Origin of the sequence: Microbacterium kyungheense (assembly GCF_006783905.1) — a bacterium.
In the GTDB taxonomy this organism is placed as follows: Bacteria; Actinomycetota; Actinomycetes; order Actinomycetales; family Microbacteriaceae; genus Microbacterium; species Microbacterium kyungheense.
Map to the genome: position 1 here is coordinate 908605 of NZ_VFPE01000001.1, position 16638 is coordinate 925242.

14 protein-coding genes are annotated in these 16638 nt (G+C 68.4%); 8 read left to right on the plus strand and 6 right to left on the minus strand.

The window, feature by feature from the left end:
- Positions 1-52: 52 nt before the first annotated feature.
- Positions 53-811, plus strand: coding sequence for a glycosyltransferase family 2 protein (locus FB391_RS03975; RefSeq protein WP_141892971.1), 759 nt, complete (start codon positions 53-55; stop codon positions 809-811).
- The gene (locus tag FB391_RS03980) at positions 808-1182 is read left to right on the plus strand and encodes a DUF2304 domain-containing protein (protein ID WP_141892972.1); all 375 of its coding nucleotides are present in this window, start codon (positions 808-810) and stop codon (positions 1180-1182) included. Before FB391_RS03975 ends, FB391_RS03980 begins: the two co-directional genes overlap by 4 nt.
- Here the strand turns inward: FB391_RS03980 and FB391_RS03985 are convergent.
- Positions 1161-2654, minus strand: coding sequence for a DUF2142 domain-containing protein (locus FB391_RS03985; protein WP_141892973.1), 1494 nt, complete (start codon positions 2652-2654; stop codon positions 1161-1163). The genes FB391_RS03980 and FB391_RS03985 overlap by 22 nt on opposite strands.
- A gap of 182 nt (positions 2655-2836) precedes the next feature.
- On the opposite strand from FB391_RS03985, the gene FB391_RS03990 reads away from it, so the two are divergent.
- Together FB391_RS03990 and FB391_RS03995 are read left to right on the plus strand one after the other, a co-directional pair.
- On the plus strand, positions 2837-3907 hold the full coding sequence (locus FB391_RS03990; RefSeq protein ID WP_141892974.1) for a glycosyltransferase family A protein: 1071 nt from the start codon (positions 2837-2839) through the stop codon (positions 3905-3907).
- Entirely contained in the window at positions 3904-5022 is a 1119-nt protein-coding gene (locus FB391_RS03995; protein WP_141892975.1) for a UDP-N-acetylglucosamine 2-epimerase, read from the plus strand. Before FB391_RS03990 ends, FB391_RS03995 begins: the two co-directional genes overlap by 4 nt.
- Before the next feature lie 12 nt (positions 5023-5034).
- Here FB391_RS03995 and FB391_RS04000 read toward each other — a convergent pair whose 3' ends face one another.
- The gene (locus FB391_RS04000; RefSeq protein WP_141892976.1) at positions 5035-6312 is read right to left on the minus strand and encodes an oligosaccharide flippase family protein; all 1278 of its coding nucleotides are present in this window, start codon (positions 6310-6312) and stop codon (positions 5035-5037) included.
- The gene (locus FB391_RS04005) at positions 6312-8585 is read right to left on the minus strand and encodes a glycosyltransferase (protein ID WP_185842931.1); all 2274 of its coding nucleotides are present in this window, start codon (positions 8583-8585) and stop codon (positions 6312-6314) included. The genes FB391_RS04000 and FB391_RS04005 overlap by 1 nt, the downstream gene beginning before the upstream one ends.
- Positions 8586-8737: 152 nt before the next feature.
- On the opposite strand from FB391_RS04005, the gene FB391_RS04010 reads away from it, so the two are divergent.
- From FB391_RS04010 to FB391_RS04020, 3 genes are read left to right on the plus strand one after another with little or no spacing between them, the layout of a single operon-like run.
- Entirely contained in the window at positions 8738-9700 is a 963-nt protein-coding gene (locus tag FB391_RS04010) for a class I SAM-dependent methyltransferase (RefSeq protein WP_246093345.1), read from the plus strand.
- Positions 9701-9746: 46 nt separating this feature from the next.
- Complete coding sequence (locus FB391_RS04015) at positions 9747-10553, plus strand: ABC transporter permease (RefSeq protein ID WP_141892978.1); 807 nt, start codon at positions 9747-9749, stop codon at positions 10551-10553.
- Positions 10553-11302 (plus strand): ABC transporter ATP-binding protein, encoded by a 750-nt coding sequence (locus tag FB391_RS04020; RefSeq protein ID WP_141892979.1) that lies wholly within the window; start codon positions 10553-10555, stop codon positions 11300-11302. Before FB391_RS04015 ends, FB391_RS04020 begins: the two co-directional genes overlap by 1 nt.
- Positions 11303-11333: 31 nt before the next feature.
- On the opposite strand, the gene FB391_RS04025 is transcribed toward FB391_RS04020, so the two are convergent.
- The 3 genes from FB391_RS04025 to FB391_RS04035 are packed head-to-tail and all read right to left on the minus strand — an operon-like array spanning position 11334 to position 15190.
- Positions 11334-12323, minus strand: coding sequence for a glycosyltransferase family 2 protein (locus tag FB391_RS04025; protein ID WP_141892980.1), 990 nt, complete (start codon positions 12321-12323; stop codon positions 11334-11336).
- Positions 12324-12377: 54 nt separating this feature from the next.
- Positions 12378-13724 carry an O-antigen ligase family protein gene (locus FB391_RS04030; protein ID WP_141892981.1) on the minus strand — a complete coding sequence of 449 codons (1347 nt, stop codon included), beginning with the start codon at positions 13722-13724 and terminating at the stop codon, positions 12378-12380.
- The gene (locus FB391_RS04035) at positions 13721-15190 is read right to left on the minus strand and encodes an O-antigen ligase family protein (RefSeq protein WP_141892982.1); all 1470 of its coding nucleotides are present in this window, start codon (positions 15188-15190) and stop codon (positions 13721-13723) included. Before FB391_RS04035 ends, FB391_RS04030 begins: the two co-directional genes overlap by 4 nt.
- Before the next feature lie 178 nt (positions 15191-15368).
- Here FB391_RS04035 and manA point away from each other — a divergent pair, with 178 nt between their 5' ends.
- Positions 15369-16517, plus strand: a complete 1149-nt coding sequence (manA, locus tag FB391_RS04040; RefSeq protein ID WP_141892983.1) for a mannose-6-phosphate isomerase, class I — start codon at positions 15369-15371, stop codon at positions 16515-16517.
- Positions 16518-16638 lie beyond the last annotated feature (121 nt).

Sequence of the window (16638 nt, forward strand, 5' to 3'; positions counted from 1 at the left end):
CCCGGCGAGCGCGACGCGGGGCCGTCCAGGCGCGGTCGGTAGAATCGAGGCCATGCCCCCTTCTCCCTCGCGCGTGCTCATCGTGCTTCCCGCCTTCAACGAAGAGGAGTCCATCGGGGCCGTCATCCAGGAAGTCCGCTCGACGCTGCCCGGCATGACCTGCCTCGTCGTCGACGACGGATCGAAGGACACCACCTGGCGAATCGCCGATCGCGCGGGCGCCAAAGTCGTGCGGCTGCCGTTCAACCTGGGCGTCGGGGGTGCGATGCGCCTGGGTTTCCGATATGCGGTCGAGAACGACTTCGACGTGGTCGTCCAGATCGACGCGGACGGCCAGCATGACCCCGCTGCCGTGCCCCAACTCCTAGAGAAGCTCGACGGGGCCGACATCGTGATCGGGGCGCGCTTCGCGGGTGTGGGGGACTACCAGGCCGGCGGCATCCGTCGCTTCGCGATGCGCGTCATCGCCAGCGTGCTGAGCCGCACGGCCAAGACGAGGCTCACCGACACCACCTCCGGCTTCAAGGCCAGCGGGCCGCGCGCTGTCGCCTTGTTCGCGGACAACTACCCGGCCGAGTATCTCGGCGACACCATCGAAGCGCTCGTCATCGCAGCAAGGGCGGGCTGCCGCATCACGCAGGTGCCGGTCGCCATGCGGGCGCGGACCGGCGGTCGCCCGTCGCACAATCCCTTCAAGGCCGCGGTCTACCTGCTCCGAGCCTTCGTCGCCCTCGGATTCGCCTACCTGCGGCCGGCTCCGAGCGTCGCCACCCTCGATCTGCGTACCACGCAGGAAGGAGCTTCGGCATGACGACCACCGCGTACATCGTCGGCATCATCGTGGCGATCATCATGCTCGCCTTCGTCATCGAACTGCTGCGTCGCCGGCGGCTGCGCGAGCGTCACGCCATCTGGTGGCTGATCGCGACCGTTCTCGCCCTCCTGGCCGGCCTGTTCCCCGGAGCGCTCCAATGGGTGGCCTCCCTCGCGGGCGTCGTGATCCCCGCCAACCTGGTGTTCTTCGTCAGCATCGGCGTGCTCGTGATCGTGTGCATCCAGCACAGCGCCGAGCTCACCGACCTGGAGTCCGAAACCCGCGTCCTCGCGGAGCGCACCGCGTTGCTGGAGCTGCGGGTCAAGGAGCTCGAAGCCGAACGGGCTCACGACGAGACGGACTCCTGAGGCTCGAAGCGCGTGGTCTCGGCGTCGAGGCGACCGTCCCAGACCATCCAGATGAGCACCCCCAGGACCACCGCGAACGCAAGTGACCCGCCCGCCCATACGACCATCGGCGAGACCGGCGCGTTCCACCACCATTCGATGTCCGCGTTGAGGTTGAAGCTCTGCGAGTCCATCCCGGTGATGTAGCGGCGCAGGTTGGTATGGAGGGCAACGCTGTTCGCCGCGGAGAGACCTGCGCCGACGATCACCAGCTGGACCCGGCCGAGCCCGAGGCCGGCGCGTGAGAACCCGACCAGCGCGACGCCGCCGAGCATGATGATCAGCGGGTAGATGTATCGGGGCTGGACGCCCGACCCGACCGTCACCCCGTCGTGGACCAGGATGTACATGGGGATCACCACGAGACTGGCCGCCACGCCCGCGACAGACACCCACTTTTGCCAGTCGCCACGTCGGAAACCCCAGAAGCACAGCGCCGCGAAGACCGCCAGCGCCGTGATCCAGACGATGCCCGGCATGATCGTGTCGAGCCAGCCGAGACCGCTGAGGCCGAAGACGCCCGCCCACAGCTGCGGAAGCATCTTGCCGTTGATGAGGATCAGCGTGCCGGTCGACAGACCACTGTCGTCGACGGCCGTGTCACCCGTGACGATCGCGGACTGCCCGGCACTGAAGAAGAACACGACGGCCACCACACCCAGCACGGCGGGGAGGATGAGGTCCAGAAGATAGCGGCGGTCGCGTCGGAACGACAGCACTGCCGCGGCGATGAGCGCGATGACACCGTAGACGGCGGCATCACTGCGCGACCCGGCGCCCAGGACGAGGAGGAGTGCGCTGAGTCCGGCGAGGAGCCATTTGCGCACGCCCGTCTGGCGGAAGTACCCCCACGCCGCCACCCAGAGGCCCGTCGCGGACAGCACTGCCCACGAGCTCGGGTTCACGCTGGGGATGAGGAACATCCCGAGCGGGACGGCGGAGATGACTGCGCCCCAGACCAGCAGCGGGCGCTGAGGCCGTGGCAGCAGGAGGAAGAGGCCGGTGAGGATGCCGACGTAGAGGAGCGCATTGAAAGACCGCATCATCACGATCGACGCGGAGACGTCCTGCGTGACGAACGGGCTCATCACGCTGTAGAAGAACGGCGGGTACGACGCGTAAGACCAATTGCCCCGGTCGGTGGGGAGCATTTTTCCCTCGGGCAGGGGGCAGGAGGCCGACTGCTGCTCGATGAACGCGTAACACTTTGCGGCCTTGAGCAGCTCGCCGGGGAGCAGCCTCACGTCGGGATCCGCGGTCGTCTCGCAGATGCCTTCGGCCTCGCCTGCCGAGCACCAGATGCTGGCCATGTGGTAGTCGTCGTCGGGGCTTGATCCGACCGGAGACGAGATCCCCCAGGTGAGGAGCGCCACGAGCATCGCAATGGGGACGAGGATGGTCGCGAGCAGGCGTCCGCGGGGGCGAGGTGTCATCGAATCCGGCTCATTCTGGTCGTCGATCCGCGCTCGTCGGATGCGAGATGTATCCGAGAGGGTCGGCCCGGTTAGGCTGGGGGGGTGACCGCCGACCGTCAACCATGCTATCCGTGCGACGATGGCCACGACTTCTCCTGCGGACGAGAGAGCATCCGTCGCACGGGAGGACTGCTCGCACGATGAGCGCAGAACCCACGAGGGAGACGACGTTTGCGCTCAGCGTCGTGATCCCCTCCTTCAACTCCGCGCGCTGGCTTCCGTCGACGCTGGGCGCCCTGGCCGCTGCCGTCCGGGCTGCCGACATCGCCGTAGAGGTGGTGGTCGTCGACGACGGCTCCACGGACGACACCGAAGCCGTCCTCCGATCGCTGCAGGCGGGGTTCCCCGGCGAGGTCGTGGTGGTCCGGCAGGAGAACGGCGGACGCTTCCTGGCGCGGTGGGCGGGCATCCAGCGTGCACGTTCGGCGACGGTCTTCCTGCTCGACTCACGGGTCCTCGTGGCCCCAGACGCGCTGCGGAACTACGTCAGCGCCTCGCGCGTAGACCCCGCGCAGAGGGCGTGGAACGGGTACGTCGTGACCGATCCCGCGTCGCCGCTGGTCGGTCTGTTCTGGGAGGTCCCGACGCACGTCTTCTGGGGTCGCTTCCTCCGTTCGCCCCGACCGTTCGACCTGACGAGGGACACGTTCGACTCCGCCCCGAAGGGCACCGGCATGTTCATCGCCCGCAAGAGCGACCTCGAAGCCGCTTTCCTTGCGAGCTGGCCCGAGGGCGACGCCCGCTTCGTCTCGGACGACACAAAGATCCTGCGCCACATCGCCGACGCCTCGTCCATCCGCCTCGAACCGGGGATCGCGGCTACGTACCGTCCGCGAACGACCCTGCGCGGTTTCGTCCGCCACACCTTCGACCGGGGGACGCTCTTCGTCGACAGCTACGCCGGTACCGGCGTCGTGCGTTCGGTCGTGCTGCTCGTGCTCGCGGCGCTGCCTGTTGTCGCGCTCGCCGCGCTGATCGTGCTGATCGCAGCCGGATTGACCGGTCTGGCGCTCGCGCTGGTCATCACCCTTGTGGTGGCGGCACTCAGCCCTGTCGTCGTCGCGGCGTTCAACCGCTGTCGCCCCCGCGGTCTTCTGGCCTTCGTCGTCTGCCTGCCCGTCTTCGTCGTGCCGTTCTGGCTCGGTCTCATTCGCGGCGTGTTTATCCACCGGCGCGCATTCCTGCGGGCTCGCAAGGAGGAGTTCGCATGATCATCTTCATCTACGGCACCACAGCCGAGGCGATCAAGATCGCCCCCGTGGCCCGGCGACTGGATGCCCTTGGCGTGCCGTACCAGCAGTGGGTGACGCAGCAGCACACAGAGTCGCTGCGACGCGCCATCCCCGAACTCGGCCTCACGCCTCCCGATCGCGTCATCGCTGATGGCTGGCGCGGGCGCCCGCTGCAATCCCCGATCCAGATGGTGGGGTGGGTGTTCGACGTGCTCGGTTGGACCATGCGCAACATCCGCTCGATCCGTCGCTCGCTTCCCGCGGGCTCGGTGGTGATCGTGCACGGCGACACTGTCACCACGGTGCTGGGCACGTTCATCGGGAGGCGCCTACGGGTGCCGGTCGCGCACGTCGAGGCCGGGCTGCGCTCCGGGGATTGGCGTAACCCGTTCCCCGAGGAGCTCGACCGCCGTATCGTCGGCCGGTTCGCCGATATCCATTACGTTCCATCGGAGGAGGCCGCGGATAACCTCTCGGGCAAGCCGAACGTGGTGCTGACCCACGGCAACACCGCGAAGGATGCCGTCCGGGATGTCACGGGCCGCGCTAGCGCATCGGGCGAGGGAGAGGCCGAGCCGTACGGCCTGGTGCTGCTGCACCGGTACGAGTTCATCTCGGTCCCGTCGCTCGTTCGCGATACCCTGCGCACCCTCGAGGCCGACAGCCCGCTGCCCTTGCGAATCATCGTGGACTCGTACTCCAGCTCGGCGATCGCGCTGGCGATCGAAGAGCTCGGCTTCGAGAAGTTCACGCTCATGACCAAGCTTGAGCACAGTGAGTTCGTCGCGACGATGAGCGAGGCCAGCTTCATCGTGACCGACTCGGGAGGGATCCAGCAGGAAGCCGCGGCGTTGGGAGTGCCGACGCTCATTCACCGCAAGGTCACGGAGGGGCGGGAGGGCTTCGGTACCACCGCGGTGCTGTCCGGCTGGGACCTCGGCGTGCTCTCGCAGTTCCTCTCGTCGTACCGAGACTATCGCAAGAGCGGCGGCACGATCGAAGAGTCCCCCTCCGACGTCATCGTGGCCGACCTTGTGGCACGCGGCCTCGCAGTGCCGAGCCAGGTCGAGGAGAGCAATCCGCCTCGGGGTTGACCGGCCCGGCGATCAGTGCGCCGCTGCACGCGCGGCGATGCGTCGCGCGTGCAAGGAGTCTATGACGAGGAACGCGATCAGGACGACGGCGCCGATGATGCCGTACGCCCACAGCATGGCGGAGACATCGGGGATGACGGCCGTGAAGGCGGCCCACTGGGCGACGACAGCCACCACCAGCAGGGCGGCCGCGGCCTTCGAGGCCGATGACGTCATCTTGATCAGAAGGCCCTGCGCGGCGATCCAGGGGAGGTAGGCGAACGCCGTCGGAACCAGGAGTGCGACGGCGGCCTCATAGCGGTCGCCGTAGAGGAGCGCGATGATCCACTCGCCCAGCAACGCGAACGCGATCACCATGACAGCGCTCGTTGCGAACGACACCGCGAGGGTGACCAGCACGCCCAGCCGTGACAGCCGCGCGTTTTCACGGTTCCTGACGAAGCGTGGCAGCAGGTAGAGCGAAAGCGTCGAGGGCACGATGAGGCCCGCGCGCACCAGGACGGTGACGGCGGCGTAGGCTCCCACGATGTCTTCGGGGGCGCCGGCGCGCAGGAAGATCACGTCGGACGTCGTCAGCCATGCGAAGGCCACCGTCAGGACGATGATCGTCGCCCCCGTGATGCTGAACGCGCCGGTGTCGGGCCGTCGGATGTGGCGTGCCGCCCACTCGGCTCCCACGAGGCTGATGGCGATGGAGCCGATGACGGCGCCAATCACGCCGCCGATGCCGGCGCCGACGAGGATCGTCACGAGGATCAGTGCGACGCGCACGAGCTGGGAGGCGGTCGTCCACCACACCGCTTTGGCTACGTTTCCGCTGCCTTGGAGCAGCCCCAGGGCGTCGGCGAAGATGAAGCTCAGCGGGATGGAGACGGCTGCCGCAAGCACGACCGCGACGTCGGTGGTCAGCGACTGCGCGATCAGGGGGGAGACCGCCGCGACGGCGACGCCGCCGACCACCCCGATGGCGATGGCCTCCCACGGCCAGCGGCTCTGCTTGCGCACTGAGGCCGCTGGCGTCGCGGCGGTGTGAACGGTGACGGTGTTCTGGAGGGAAGCGCTGCCTACCGCTGCCACGTTGACGATCACCAGAAAGGCGGAGAAGAGCCCGAATTCCGCGGGCGCGAGGTATCTCGCGCTGAGGATCTGAGCCACGAACGATGCCAGGATGCCGATCACGGTGGCCAGAGCCACCGCGGACAGTCCACGCACGTGGGCTCGAATGTGTCCGCGAAGGCGACGTGGTTCCGCGGGTCCGCCAGGCGAAGGCAGACCCGTGCCGTCAGTCATCAGACGTTCCCAGCGGGAGCGACGACCGGCGGCTCCGGATCGACCGCGACCGCGGTCAGCGGTTCGTCGTCGGCGCGCGTGGACCTCGTCCAGTCCTCGTTGCAGTAGTCGTCCTTGTAGATCGCCAGCCGGGTGAACCCGACCACCGACTGCCACGCGTCCGAGAACCTGAACCTGCTGGCGCCCTTCTCATGGCCGCCACTGAGTGTCACGGGCACCTCGACCACGCGGATGCCCTGCTGCTCGGCCGCTAGCACGAGCTCCGTCGTCCACATCAGGCCGGTCTCCCGCGACTGCAGCGCGAACGAGCGCCCCCACGGACCGGCGACCCAGATAGTGCCTTGGCTGTCTCCGACGCGGGACTGCAGGAGCGCCTCACGGAGGAACCGGAAGATGCGAGACTGCACGGAGCGGCGCCAGCCCCGGACGACGTTGGAGTGCGGGTGCGCCTTCGACCCGATCGCGACGACATCGGATGTCGGTAGCTTGCGGAACTGATCGAGGTCGGTCACGCCGAACGGCAGGTCGTCGGCCGAGAGCAGCACCCGATCGCCGCGGGTCGTGAGCAGGCCGGTGCGCAGAGCCTCGCCCAATCCAGGTGCGGAGTGGAGGACGACGAGTGCGGGCGGGGCCACCCATTCCGCCGCCAGCCGTTCCAGCGCGGACGTGGTGCGGTCCGTGGAGCCGTTCTCCACCACCACGATCTCATCGTCGGCGTTCAGCGTTCTGCCGAGCGTCGCGAGCGTTTCACCGATCACCTGTTCGCCATTGCGGGTGGGGATGACGACGCTGAGCCGGATGCGATCGGCGGGCACGGCGGCCGGCTCGGTACGGGCGCTGAGCCGGGTGCGCTCCAGAGCTCGCACGTGGGAGGGCATGGAGGTGATCGACCAGACCAGAGCACCGAGTGCGACAGCCGAGAGCATGCCGAGGGCCGCCGACAGTTCGGAGTAGTAGTAGAGGTACGGCATCACGAGCACCGGCGGGACGAAGCCGAGCGCCAGCGTCGGCAGCGCGATCGCGAGGGCCGCCACGAGCCGTCGTCGCTGGGGCGACCTTCGAGTCAGCGCGAGGACGAAGCCGACGATGATGAAGGCGATCATGGCGCCGAAGTGCTTGATGACGAACAGCGTCTTCTGCACGTAGAGCTTGACAGCGCCGATGGGGTCGGAGGCCACCGCGTCGAGGTAGTAGTCCTTGAGGATGAGGTCGTACTCTTCGCTTGCGATGATCACCTCGGGGTTGACCTCGCGGGCCTTGTTCCATCCGAACTCGTCCGACCATTCGATGCCGAAGCGCGACGGCTGGCCGGTGATCGGCTCAGGCCATGCCAGGCCCAGATAGAGCGGATGCCAGACGCCGTGCGCGTCAGGCAGCTGCTCCAGGGATTCGCCGGTCGCGGCCACACGGCCCGAGTTGACCGCGCTCATCACACCGGTCTGCACACCGAAGGCCAGCACCATGGCCAGGACGCCGGCAGCCAGCGCCTTCGCCCATCGCCAGCGACCGGTCGTGTTGAGCCACCAGAGCACCGCGACCGCGGCTGCGATGCCCATGCCCGACAGCGACCGGGCCAGGTTTCCGAACCCGGCCAGTACGCCGATCAGCACGCTCGCGCCGATCAGCGCGGGTAGCCGGAGTCGATATGTGCTGAAAAGTAGCAGCAGGGTGAGGGACAGGAAGGCCATCGACGCAGCGATCCCGTAAAGGGCGTAGACGCGCAGCGTCGCCACTTCGTCCGAGAGCCCGTATTCGGTGCCGACCAGGATGGTGCCGTTGTTGACGATCCACAGCAGCGCGGGAAGCAGCAACATCGCGTAGCCCGCACGCGCACGACGGAAGATGCGTGCCACGGCCATGGGAAGCCAGATGAGGGGGATGGAGACGAGCAGCGCCTGGACGAGCCCCAGCCCCGGGTACGGCGATTCGGAGCCGGTGATGTGGCTCATCAGGCTCGCGATCATGTATGAGCCGGGGTCGTCGTCCCATGCGGCCGAGCTCCACGGTCCCGAAGCCGGCGCCTGTGTGTAGTACGAGCCCGAGCCGGTCTCCTTGATGAGCAGCGTGCCCGTGGAGCGGTACGCGTCGTACGTTGCGCGGAGTTCGGCGTCGCGTGCCGAGTGCCAGGGCAGTTCTGGCATGTTGAGTACGACGGTGAAGGAGACGACGGCGAGGACCAGGCCGACGAACAACAGGAACAGGCTGGTCGACCGGGGCCAGAACGTGTTGGATGTCGGGCCCGTCCGCGCCTCGTTCGCGAGGGTCTTCGTCATGGGTCCCATCGATTCAGGTCGCCGTCAAGTGTATGGCATCGCGCGTGATCGACCGGGTCCGAGCTCGAGCGCGGCGCCGGCAGCGCGGCCGGCTCGCACGGGGCGACACCGACCGAATAGGCTGGCTCGAACCCGAGCAATGGAGCACGAGTATGGAGCTGTCCGTCGAGGCCGGTCCCGCACGACAGGGGCACGCGAACGCCCCTTTCTGGCTGACGCCCGCCGCGTACTGGATGCCGGCACACTTCCCCACCTCGGCGTGGTGGACGCACGGGGCGTTCGCTGCGTGGATAGTGGATGCCGTCCGCCCGAGCGTCGTCGTCGAGCTGGGGACGCACTTCGGCTACTCCTGCTTCGCGTTCGCCGAGGCGGCCAAGCGTCTGGGGCTCCGGACCACGATCAACGCGCTGGATACCTGGGAGGGCGACCACCACGCGGGCTTCTATGGGGAGGAGGTCTTCGAGTACGTCGACGGCGTGGCTCGTTCGGACTATCCCGAGTCCGTCCGCCTCGTTCGCGGCCGCTTCGATGAATCGCGGTCCCTCTTCCCGGACCGGTCGGTGGATCTCCTGCACATCGACGGCCGACACGGATACGAGGACGTGCTGGCGGACTTCTCGGAATGGCGGAGCGCCGTGCGCCCAGGCGGCGTCGTGCTGTTCCACGACATCGCCGAGAAGGGCAACGGCTTCGGCGTGTGGCGGCTGTGGGACGAAGTGGCGACGCACGGGAGGTCGTTCGCGTTCTCGCACGGGCATGGTCTGGGCGTGTTGAGCATCGGCGAGCCCACCACCCCGTCGCTTCGCGCGCTGTTCGAGGCGGATGCCGCGACGGCTGATCGGATCCGTGCCGACTTCGGCAGGCTCGGCGATGTCGCGGCCCGGCAGGCTTGGCTGCTCACACTGCCCCGGGAACTGGACCAGCTCCGGGCGGAGGTTCAGTCTCGCGCCTCACATGAGGAGCAGCAGGAGGTCGAGCTCGACGCCCAGCGCAAGCACATCCAGGCCATGACCGACAGCTCGAGCTGGCGCATCACCGCGCCTTTGCGGGCGATGGCGCGAAGGTGCCCTCGTGGCCGCGCCTCATCCGAGTCGGGTATCCCGCCTGTGCCGTAGCCGGCAGGGGCAGAGCCCCGGCCAGGCGCCCAGTAAACTCGTCATCGTGACCACTGCCGCCGTCGGCGCCCCCGGATCGCCCCGGCGCTACCTGCATTCGCTGTGGCTGCTGTCGGCGCGTGACCTCAAGGTCCGGTACTCCACGAGCGCACTCGGGTACCTCTGGTCGGTGCTCGATCCGCTCGTGATGAGCGCCATCTACTGGTTCGTGTTCACCCAGGTGTTCCACCGCACGGTCGGGTACGAGCCCTACATCGTGTTCCTGATCACGGCGCTGCTGCCGTGGGTGTGGTTCAACTCGTCGGTATCGGACTTCACACGCGCGTTCAACCGGGATGCGCGCCTCGTGCGCTCGACGGCGATCCCGCGTTCCATCTGGGTCAACCGGATCGTGCTGAGCAAGGGCATCGAGTTCCTCTGCTCGCTGCCGGTGCTGGCGCTGTTCGTCGTGATCTCGTACTTCACCGACCACCCTGCTCAGCTGAACTGGGGCCTCCTGTGGATCCCGGTCGCCGTCCTGCTGCAGACGGTGCTGCTCGTGGGCCTCGGGCTCCTCGTGGCACCGCTGTGCGTTCTCTGGAACGACCTGGAGCGGACCACCAAGCTCATCCTGCGGGCACTGTTCTATGCCTCGCCGGTGATCTACGGCGTCGAGGATCTGCCCGGAGTGTTCGAGACGCTGGCGGCCTTCAACCCCCTGGCCGGCATCTTCGCGCTGTACCGGGTGGGCTTCTTCGCGGGCGAGTGGGACCCGTGGGTCATCGGCATCGGTGCCGTGATGTCGTTCCTGTTCCTCGCGCTCGGAATCTACGTCTTCCGGCGCCTCGAGCGTCCTGTCCTGAAGGAGCTGTGATGGCGGCATCCGATCTCGCCATCGAGGTGAAGGACCTCGGCGTGCGCTTCCGCCGCAACCGGCGAGGACGCCGCAGCATCAAGGACCTCTTCTCGGACTCGACGCGGCGCTCGAAGCCGGGAGAGTTCTGGGCGCTGCGTGACGTCACCTTCGACGTGCGGCCGGGGGAGTCGATCGGCGTGGTCGGTCGCAACGGACAGGGGAAGTCGACGCTTCTCAAGCTGGTCGCCGGCGTGCTGCTCGCCGACGAGGGGACGGTGTCGGTCAACGGCGGTGTGGCACCCCTCATCGAGATCACCGGCGGGTTCGTGGGCGATCTCACGGTGCGTGAGAACGTCCGACTCACCGCCGGGCTCCACGGCATGTCGAAGGCGGAGGTCGCCCGCCGGTTCGACGGGATCATCGACTTCGCCGAGCTCGAGGACTTCGTCGACACGCCCTACAAGCACCTCAGCAACGGCATGAAGGTGCGCCTCGCGTTCTCTGTGGTCTCACAGCTCGAAGAGCCGATCCTGCTGGTCGACGAGGTGCTCGCGGTGGGAGACAAGGCGTTCCGCGAGAAGTGCTACACCCGCATCGACGAGCTGCTCGCCGACGGCCGCACGCTGTTCTTCGTATCGCACAGCGAGCGCGATCTGCGCCGGTTCTGCACCCGCGGTCTGTATCTCGACAAGCACCGGCTGGCGATGGATGCCCCCATCGGCGAGGTGCTGGATCGCTACAACGCGGATTACCCCGTCGGAGCCTGAGCTCGTTTCGTCTCGCTCGTTCCTCGCTCGGTCAACGACCGGTGGTAGTCGCTGCCTCCAGCGGCGGCATCGGCTGCCACGAGGCATCCCTCGCGATCTTCCGGCCGTCGCGCAGCCCGCGGAAGAGGTTCGACGTGCCGCGCACGGTTCGCTCGACGAAGACCAGGCGGATGAGCTCCTTGCCGAACGTCAGCGTCGTGCCCAGTGCGAACGGCACCGGGCGGTAGACGCCCAGCTCCCGGTAGTACTTCTTGATGTATGCCCGGTTGCGCATGATGTAGTAGCGGTACGCGTTGCTCGACGCGTTCATGTGGCGGATGCCCATGTCCCACTGCTTGATCTCGCGGGTGCGGCGCAGCACGAACTCATCGACGATGACAGACGAGGTCTTGCGTGAGGCAAGCCAGCCGTACATCTGGTCGTCCCAGTAGATGAAGAACCGCGGGTCGGGCAGGCCGATCTGCTGCACGATGTCGCGGTGGATGAACATGCCCTCGAAGCATCCCGAGTTCATCGCCTTGTACCCGGACGCATCGAACTCGGCGGGGGCGAACGGGATCGGGATGCCGAGCGGCTCGGCCACGCGGTACTGCCAGTAGAACGCGCTGCCGTCGTAGTCGTACCGGCGTCCCTGGATGCTCTTGAAGCGCGGCGCCCACTTGCCCATCTTGGCGAGGCCGTCGGGGAGCACCTCGACGTCGTCGTCCATGAGCCAGATCCACTCGGAGCCCAGCTCGTACGCGACGCGCATGCCTTCGCTGAATCCCCCGGAGCCGCCCGTGTTCGTCTCCATGCGGCGGTACACGATGTCGGCGGGGGCGACGGCGTCGCGGAAGGACTCGACGACCTCGGCGGTGTCGTCCGTGGACGCGTTGTCGATGATGACGATGCGACCGGGCTTGGGGTCCATCTCGCCGATGCTGGTCAGCAGTCGCGTCAGCAGGTTCGAGCGGTTGAAGGTGACGATGGCGATCGTCGCGGTCTGCGGGTCGAACGGCGCGGCGGACGGAACATGGGTCACGGGCTGATCTCCGAGGGAAGTGGCAGGCGCCGAGACGTCGGGCCGCACGCAAGCCTACCCTGTAGGCCTTTGGTCTCCCTGGGCGTGCGGCAGTCCTTGGTCGTCGGCCGCGGCAGGGCCGCCGGCATCCACTCCGCTGTCGAGGCGCTCGCGCCACGATCGCGACTGTCCGGCGCGCACGGCGCACAGCACCAGCATGAGCCAGCCGAGGCCCGTGAGGGTGAAGCTCTCGAACATGGAGTCGACGAGCAGCGCGACGAGCACGAGCGGCGTCCACGCGTAAATGACCGAGCGGCGCTCGCCGGCGACGAGCCACGATCGGGCGAGGGCGAGGGCGCCGAGCGCGACGAAGAGCACGAGGCCGACCCAGCCGAGCTGCAGCGTGACGTCGAAGTAGGCGTTGAGTCCCGTCGCGTGCTGTTCGCCGAGGAGCGCGTTGATGGCGTTGAAGGGGAACTCGTGAAGGTCCCACGGTCCGAACCAGCCCCAGCCCTGCACGGGGCGGAAGCGGACGATGTCGACCATGCGGTTCCACAGGTCGACGCGCATCGAGAAGTCGGAGCCCGCGCCGAGGAGGGCGATGATCGTGTGCCGGGCGGCGTAGCCGACGAACACCCCGATGACCACGAGCGCGCCGAGCGACAGCTGCAGTGCCGCGCGGCGCTCGGGCGCGGCGTGACGCACGAGGGCGAGCGCCGCGACGGCGAGGCCCACGGCGAGGGCGAGCACGACCACGGTGGGGGAGTCGCTGAGCACGGCGAGTCCGCCGGCCAGCACCACCGAGGCGACCGAGACGCCCGGCCGCACCGATTGCGTGCGGTACTCGATGAGGAAGGTGATGAGGGCGATCACCGCGACGAAGCCGAGCAGGTTGCGCGTGCCGAAGATGCCCTGGATCGGACCGAACGCGGCGATGTCTCCCTGCACGCCGAGGAAGGCGAACGGGATGTCGAGAAGGATGCCGGACAGCACCTCGACGACGAGCGACACCGTCAGCAGCACCCGCAGCACGTCGCCCAGCGCCCGCACCGTCTGCAGCGTGTCGCGCACATGGCCGATGACGACGGCGAGGAACGCGATGCCGAGGAGCGACACCCAGCTCCAGAACGACTTGCCGGCGTCGCTGCTCCAGAACACGCTCGCGAACGCCCAGCCCACGAAGACGATCACGCTGGTGGGCACGAGCCGCAGCAGAGAGATCTCGCGGCGGCGCACGACCATGACGGCCACGCCGATGAGGCACAGCGACGTGACGATCGTGAGGGAGGTGACGGATCCCGCGATGCGCTCGATGGCGAACGACGAGAACACCGCGGCGAAGACGGTCAGGGTGAACGCGCGTGCGAACGATGCGGACCCCAGGAGCGTGCCGAACCAGCCGGCGTGCGGCGCGTCGGTCACGCGCCGCGTCCCGCCTCGCGGGACGGCGCGTCCGGCCCGGCCGGTGCGTCGATCTGCGCGTCCCCGCTCGCGTCGACGGAGCCGACGGCCTCGCCGCGCTCGATCGCGGCGCTCTGCTCGGCGGGGCCCACGCCCACGTGCGGCGACTGCTTGATCTTGGCGCCGAACATGGCGACCAGCATCCACCCCCACAGCAGGAGCGGACCGGACTCGGCGAGGCCCTGCACCAGTAGGATCGCGCCGACGAGCGTAGGCAGGAGCGTGAGTGGCGAGTAGGGACGGTCGGCGCGGAGGTCCCAGCGCGGGCGGTCGACGGCGAAGAACCACGAACGCCACACGAACGCCAGGTAGACCAGCCCCAGCAGCACGACACCGATGATGCCGAGCTGCATCGACACGTCGATCCACATGTTGTGGGCCTGCATCACGAGCTGACCGTGATCGGTGATGTGCACGTCGAAGGCCGGGTCGGCGGTCATCCACGGGGTGGCGAAGCCCCATCCGATCCAGGGGCGTTCGGCCGTGCGCGCGAGCACCTGCTCCCAGATGCCCTCGCGGCCAGTGAGGTCGGCACTGCGCCCGAGCGCAGTGAAGATCGCGTCGCGCAGCGCCCACAGGGCGACCGCGCCGCCGACGCCCACCACCGCGTACGCGACGTAGTACTTGGTGCGTGCGCCCGGCCTGTCGGCGCGGCGCATCAGCAGCACCGTGATCAGGACGACCGCGATGGCCGCGGCCGCGACGTACGCCGTGGCCGACGAGGCGCGCACGAACAGGAAGGTCGACAGCACGATCCAGCCCCACAGCAGCACGCGCCGCGGCGCGCCGGAGGCCAGCCGGATCGCGAAGACGATGATGGCGAGGAGCGCGACCGGGCCGAGCAGGTTGGCGTTGCCCATGATGCCCTGCAGCCGCCCGCCGTCGAACAGGTTGTCGCGCGACCAGTATTCGATGGGGTCGTCGGCCTTGTCCACGACGAAGCCGGGGAGGATCGGCTGCCCGATGAACACCGACACCCACAGCTCGAACAGGATCGAGAGCGCCATCACCCACTTGAGCGCCGAGGCGATCGCGCGCACCAGCTCCCGCCACGTGAGGGCGCTGCCGATGAAGAGCGCCTGCGTCGTCGTGATGTAGAGCAGCAGGAGCGTGATCGCCGTGGTCTGCGGCCACGCCGACCAGAGCAGCGACAGCGTCGCCCACGCGACGTAGCCGACCACGAACCAGGGGAGACGCCGGTACTGCACGGGCGGGCGCAGCACGATCCAGAGGATGACGGTGAGGATGCCCCCGCCAATCGTGATGACGGCGGTCGCCAGCTCGCCGAAGGCGTTGATCCAGGCGGTGCCCGAGAACGCCATGAACAGCACGAAGATGCACCACGCGCGCAGCATGAGGTGGCCCGTTTTCTCACGGATCGGCGGGCTCGGCGGAGCCGATGCCGGGTGCTTCGAGTAGACGGCCATCGCACTCAGGGTACCGCGACCATCCTTCGCACCGGCCGTTGAGCGAGCGACGACACTTCGTCTCGCTTCGCTCGCTCAGTGACCGACTCGCGAGACGAAACGCCCTCGTGCACGGACGCGTTTCGTCTCGCTTCGCTCGCTCAACGACCGGCATGATGCTCGTCGGTAGGCTGGCACGATGCTGATCCCGCTGGCCAACGACCCCCGCGACTACGCGTGGGGATCCACCACCCTGATCGCCGCACTCGAGGGGCGCGAGCCGTCGGGGCGTCCCGAGGCGGAGGTGTGGTTCGGTGACCACCCGGGCGACCCGGCGGTGACGCCCGACGGCCGCACGCTGGACGGCTGGATCGCTGCCGAGGGCAAGGATGCCGGCATCCCGGCCCCGCTGCCGTACCTGCTGAAGCTGCTCGCCGCGGCCTCCGCCCTGTCGATCCAGGCTCACCCGTCCAAGGCTCAGGCCGAGGCCGGGTTCCTGCGCGAAGAGGCCGCGGGCATCGCACGCGACGCGGCGGAGCGCACGTATCGCGACGACAACCACAAACCCGAGCTCATCGTGGCGCTGAGCGACGAGTTCCGTGCCGTCGCGGGGCTGCGCGACCTCGACGCGACGCGACGGCTGGTCGCGGAGCTGGGCGAAGGGGCGGCGCCGCTCGCCGAGCGGCTGTCCGGCGACGACGCCTCCCTCTCGGCCGTCATCGGCTGGCTCCTCTCGGAGGGCGCGGATGCCGCGCGCGACGTGATCGCCGCGGCCGTCGCCGGCGCGTCGGACGAGTTCGCCGCTGAGCTCGACCTGGTCCGCACGCTCGATTCGGCCTTCCCGGGCGACCCGGGCATCGTCGTCGCGCTGCTGATGAACCTCGTGACGCTGCGCCGCGGCGAGGGGCTGTTCGTCCCGGCGGGCGTGCTGCACGCCTACCTCGAGGGGCTGGGCGTCGAGCTGATGGCGGCGAGCGACAACGTGCTGCGCGGCGGTCTCACGCCCAAGCACGTGGACGCGGCCGAGCTCGTCAGCGTGCTGGACCCCGAACCGGGGCTGCCTCCGGTGATCCGGCCGCGCGATCTGGGCGAGGGCGTCCGCGCCTACGACGTGCCGGTGGCGGACTTCGCTCTGTACGCGGTCGCTCCCGCCGCCGCGCCGGCCACGGTGCCGCTGGACGGACCCGCGATCGCGCTGGCGACCTCGGGTGCGCCGATCGTGGCGGGGGCGGCATCCCGGGATGAAGCCGTGCTCGCGCCGGGCGCGGCCGTGCTCGTCACGCCCGACGAGGGATCCGTCCGCGTGACGGGCGGCGGAGAGGTGTTCATCGCCCAACCCGGCCGCTGACAGGCCGTCGCGGAGACGGGTGACGCGGACTGTTATCACAGTGCGACACGCCGTCGGCGCGTCGTGAAGGTTCAAGACTGTGTTGAGGCTTTAATATCTGCGACTTGACCTCGGTGAACTA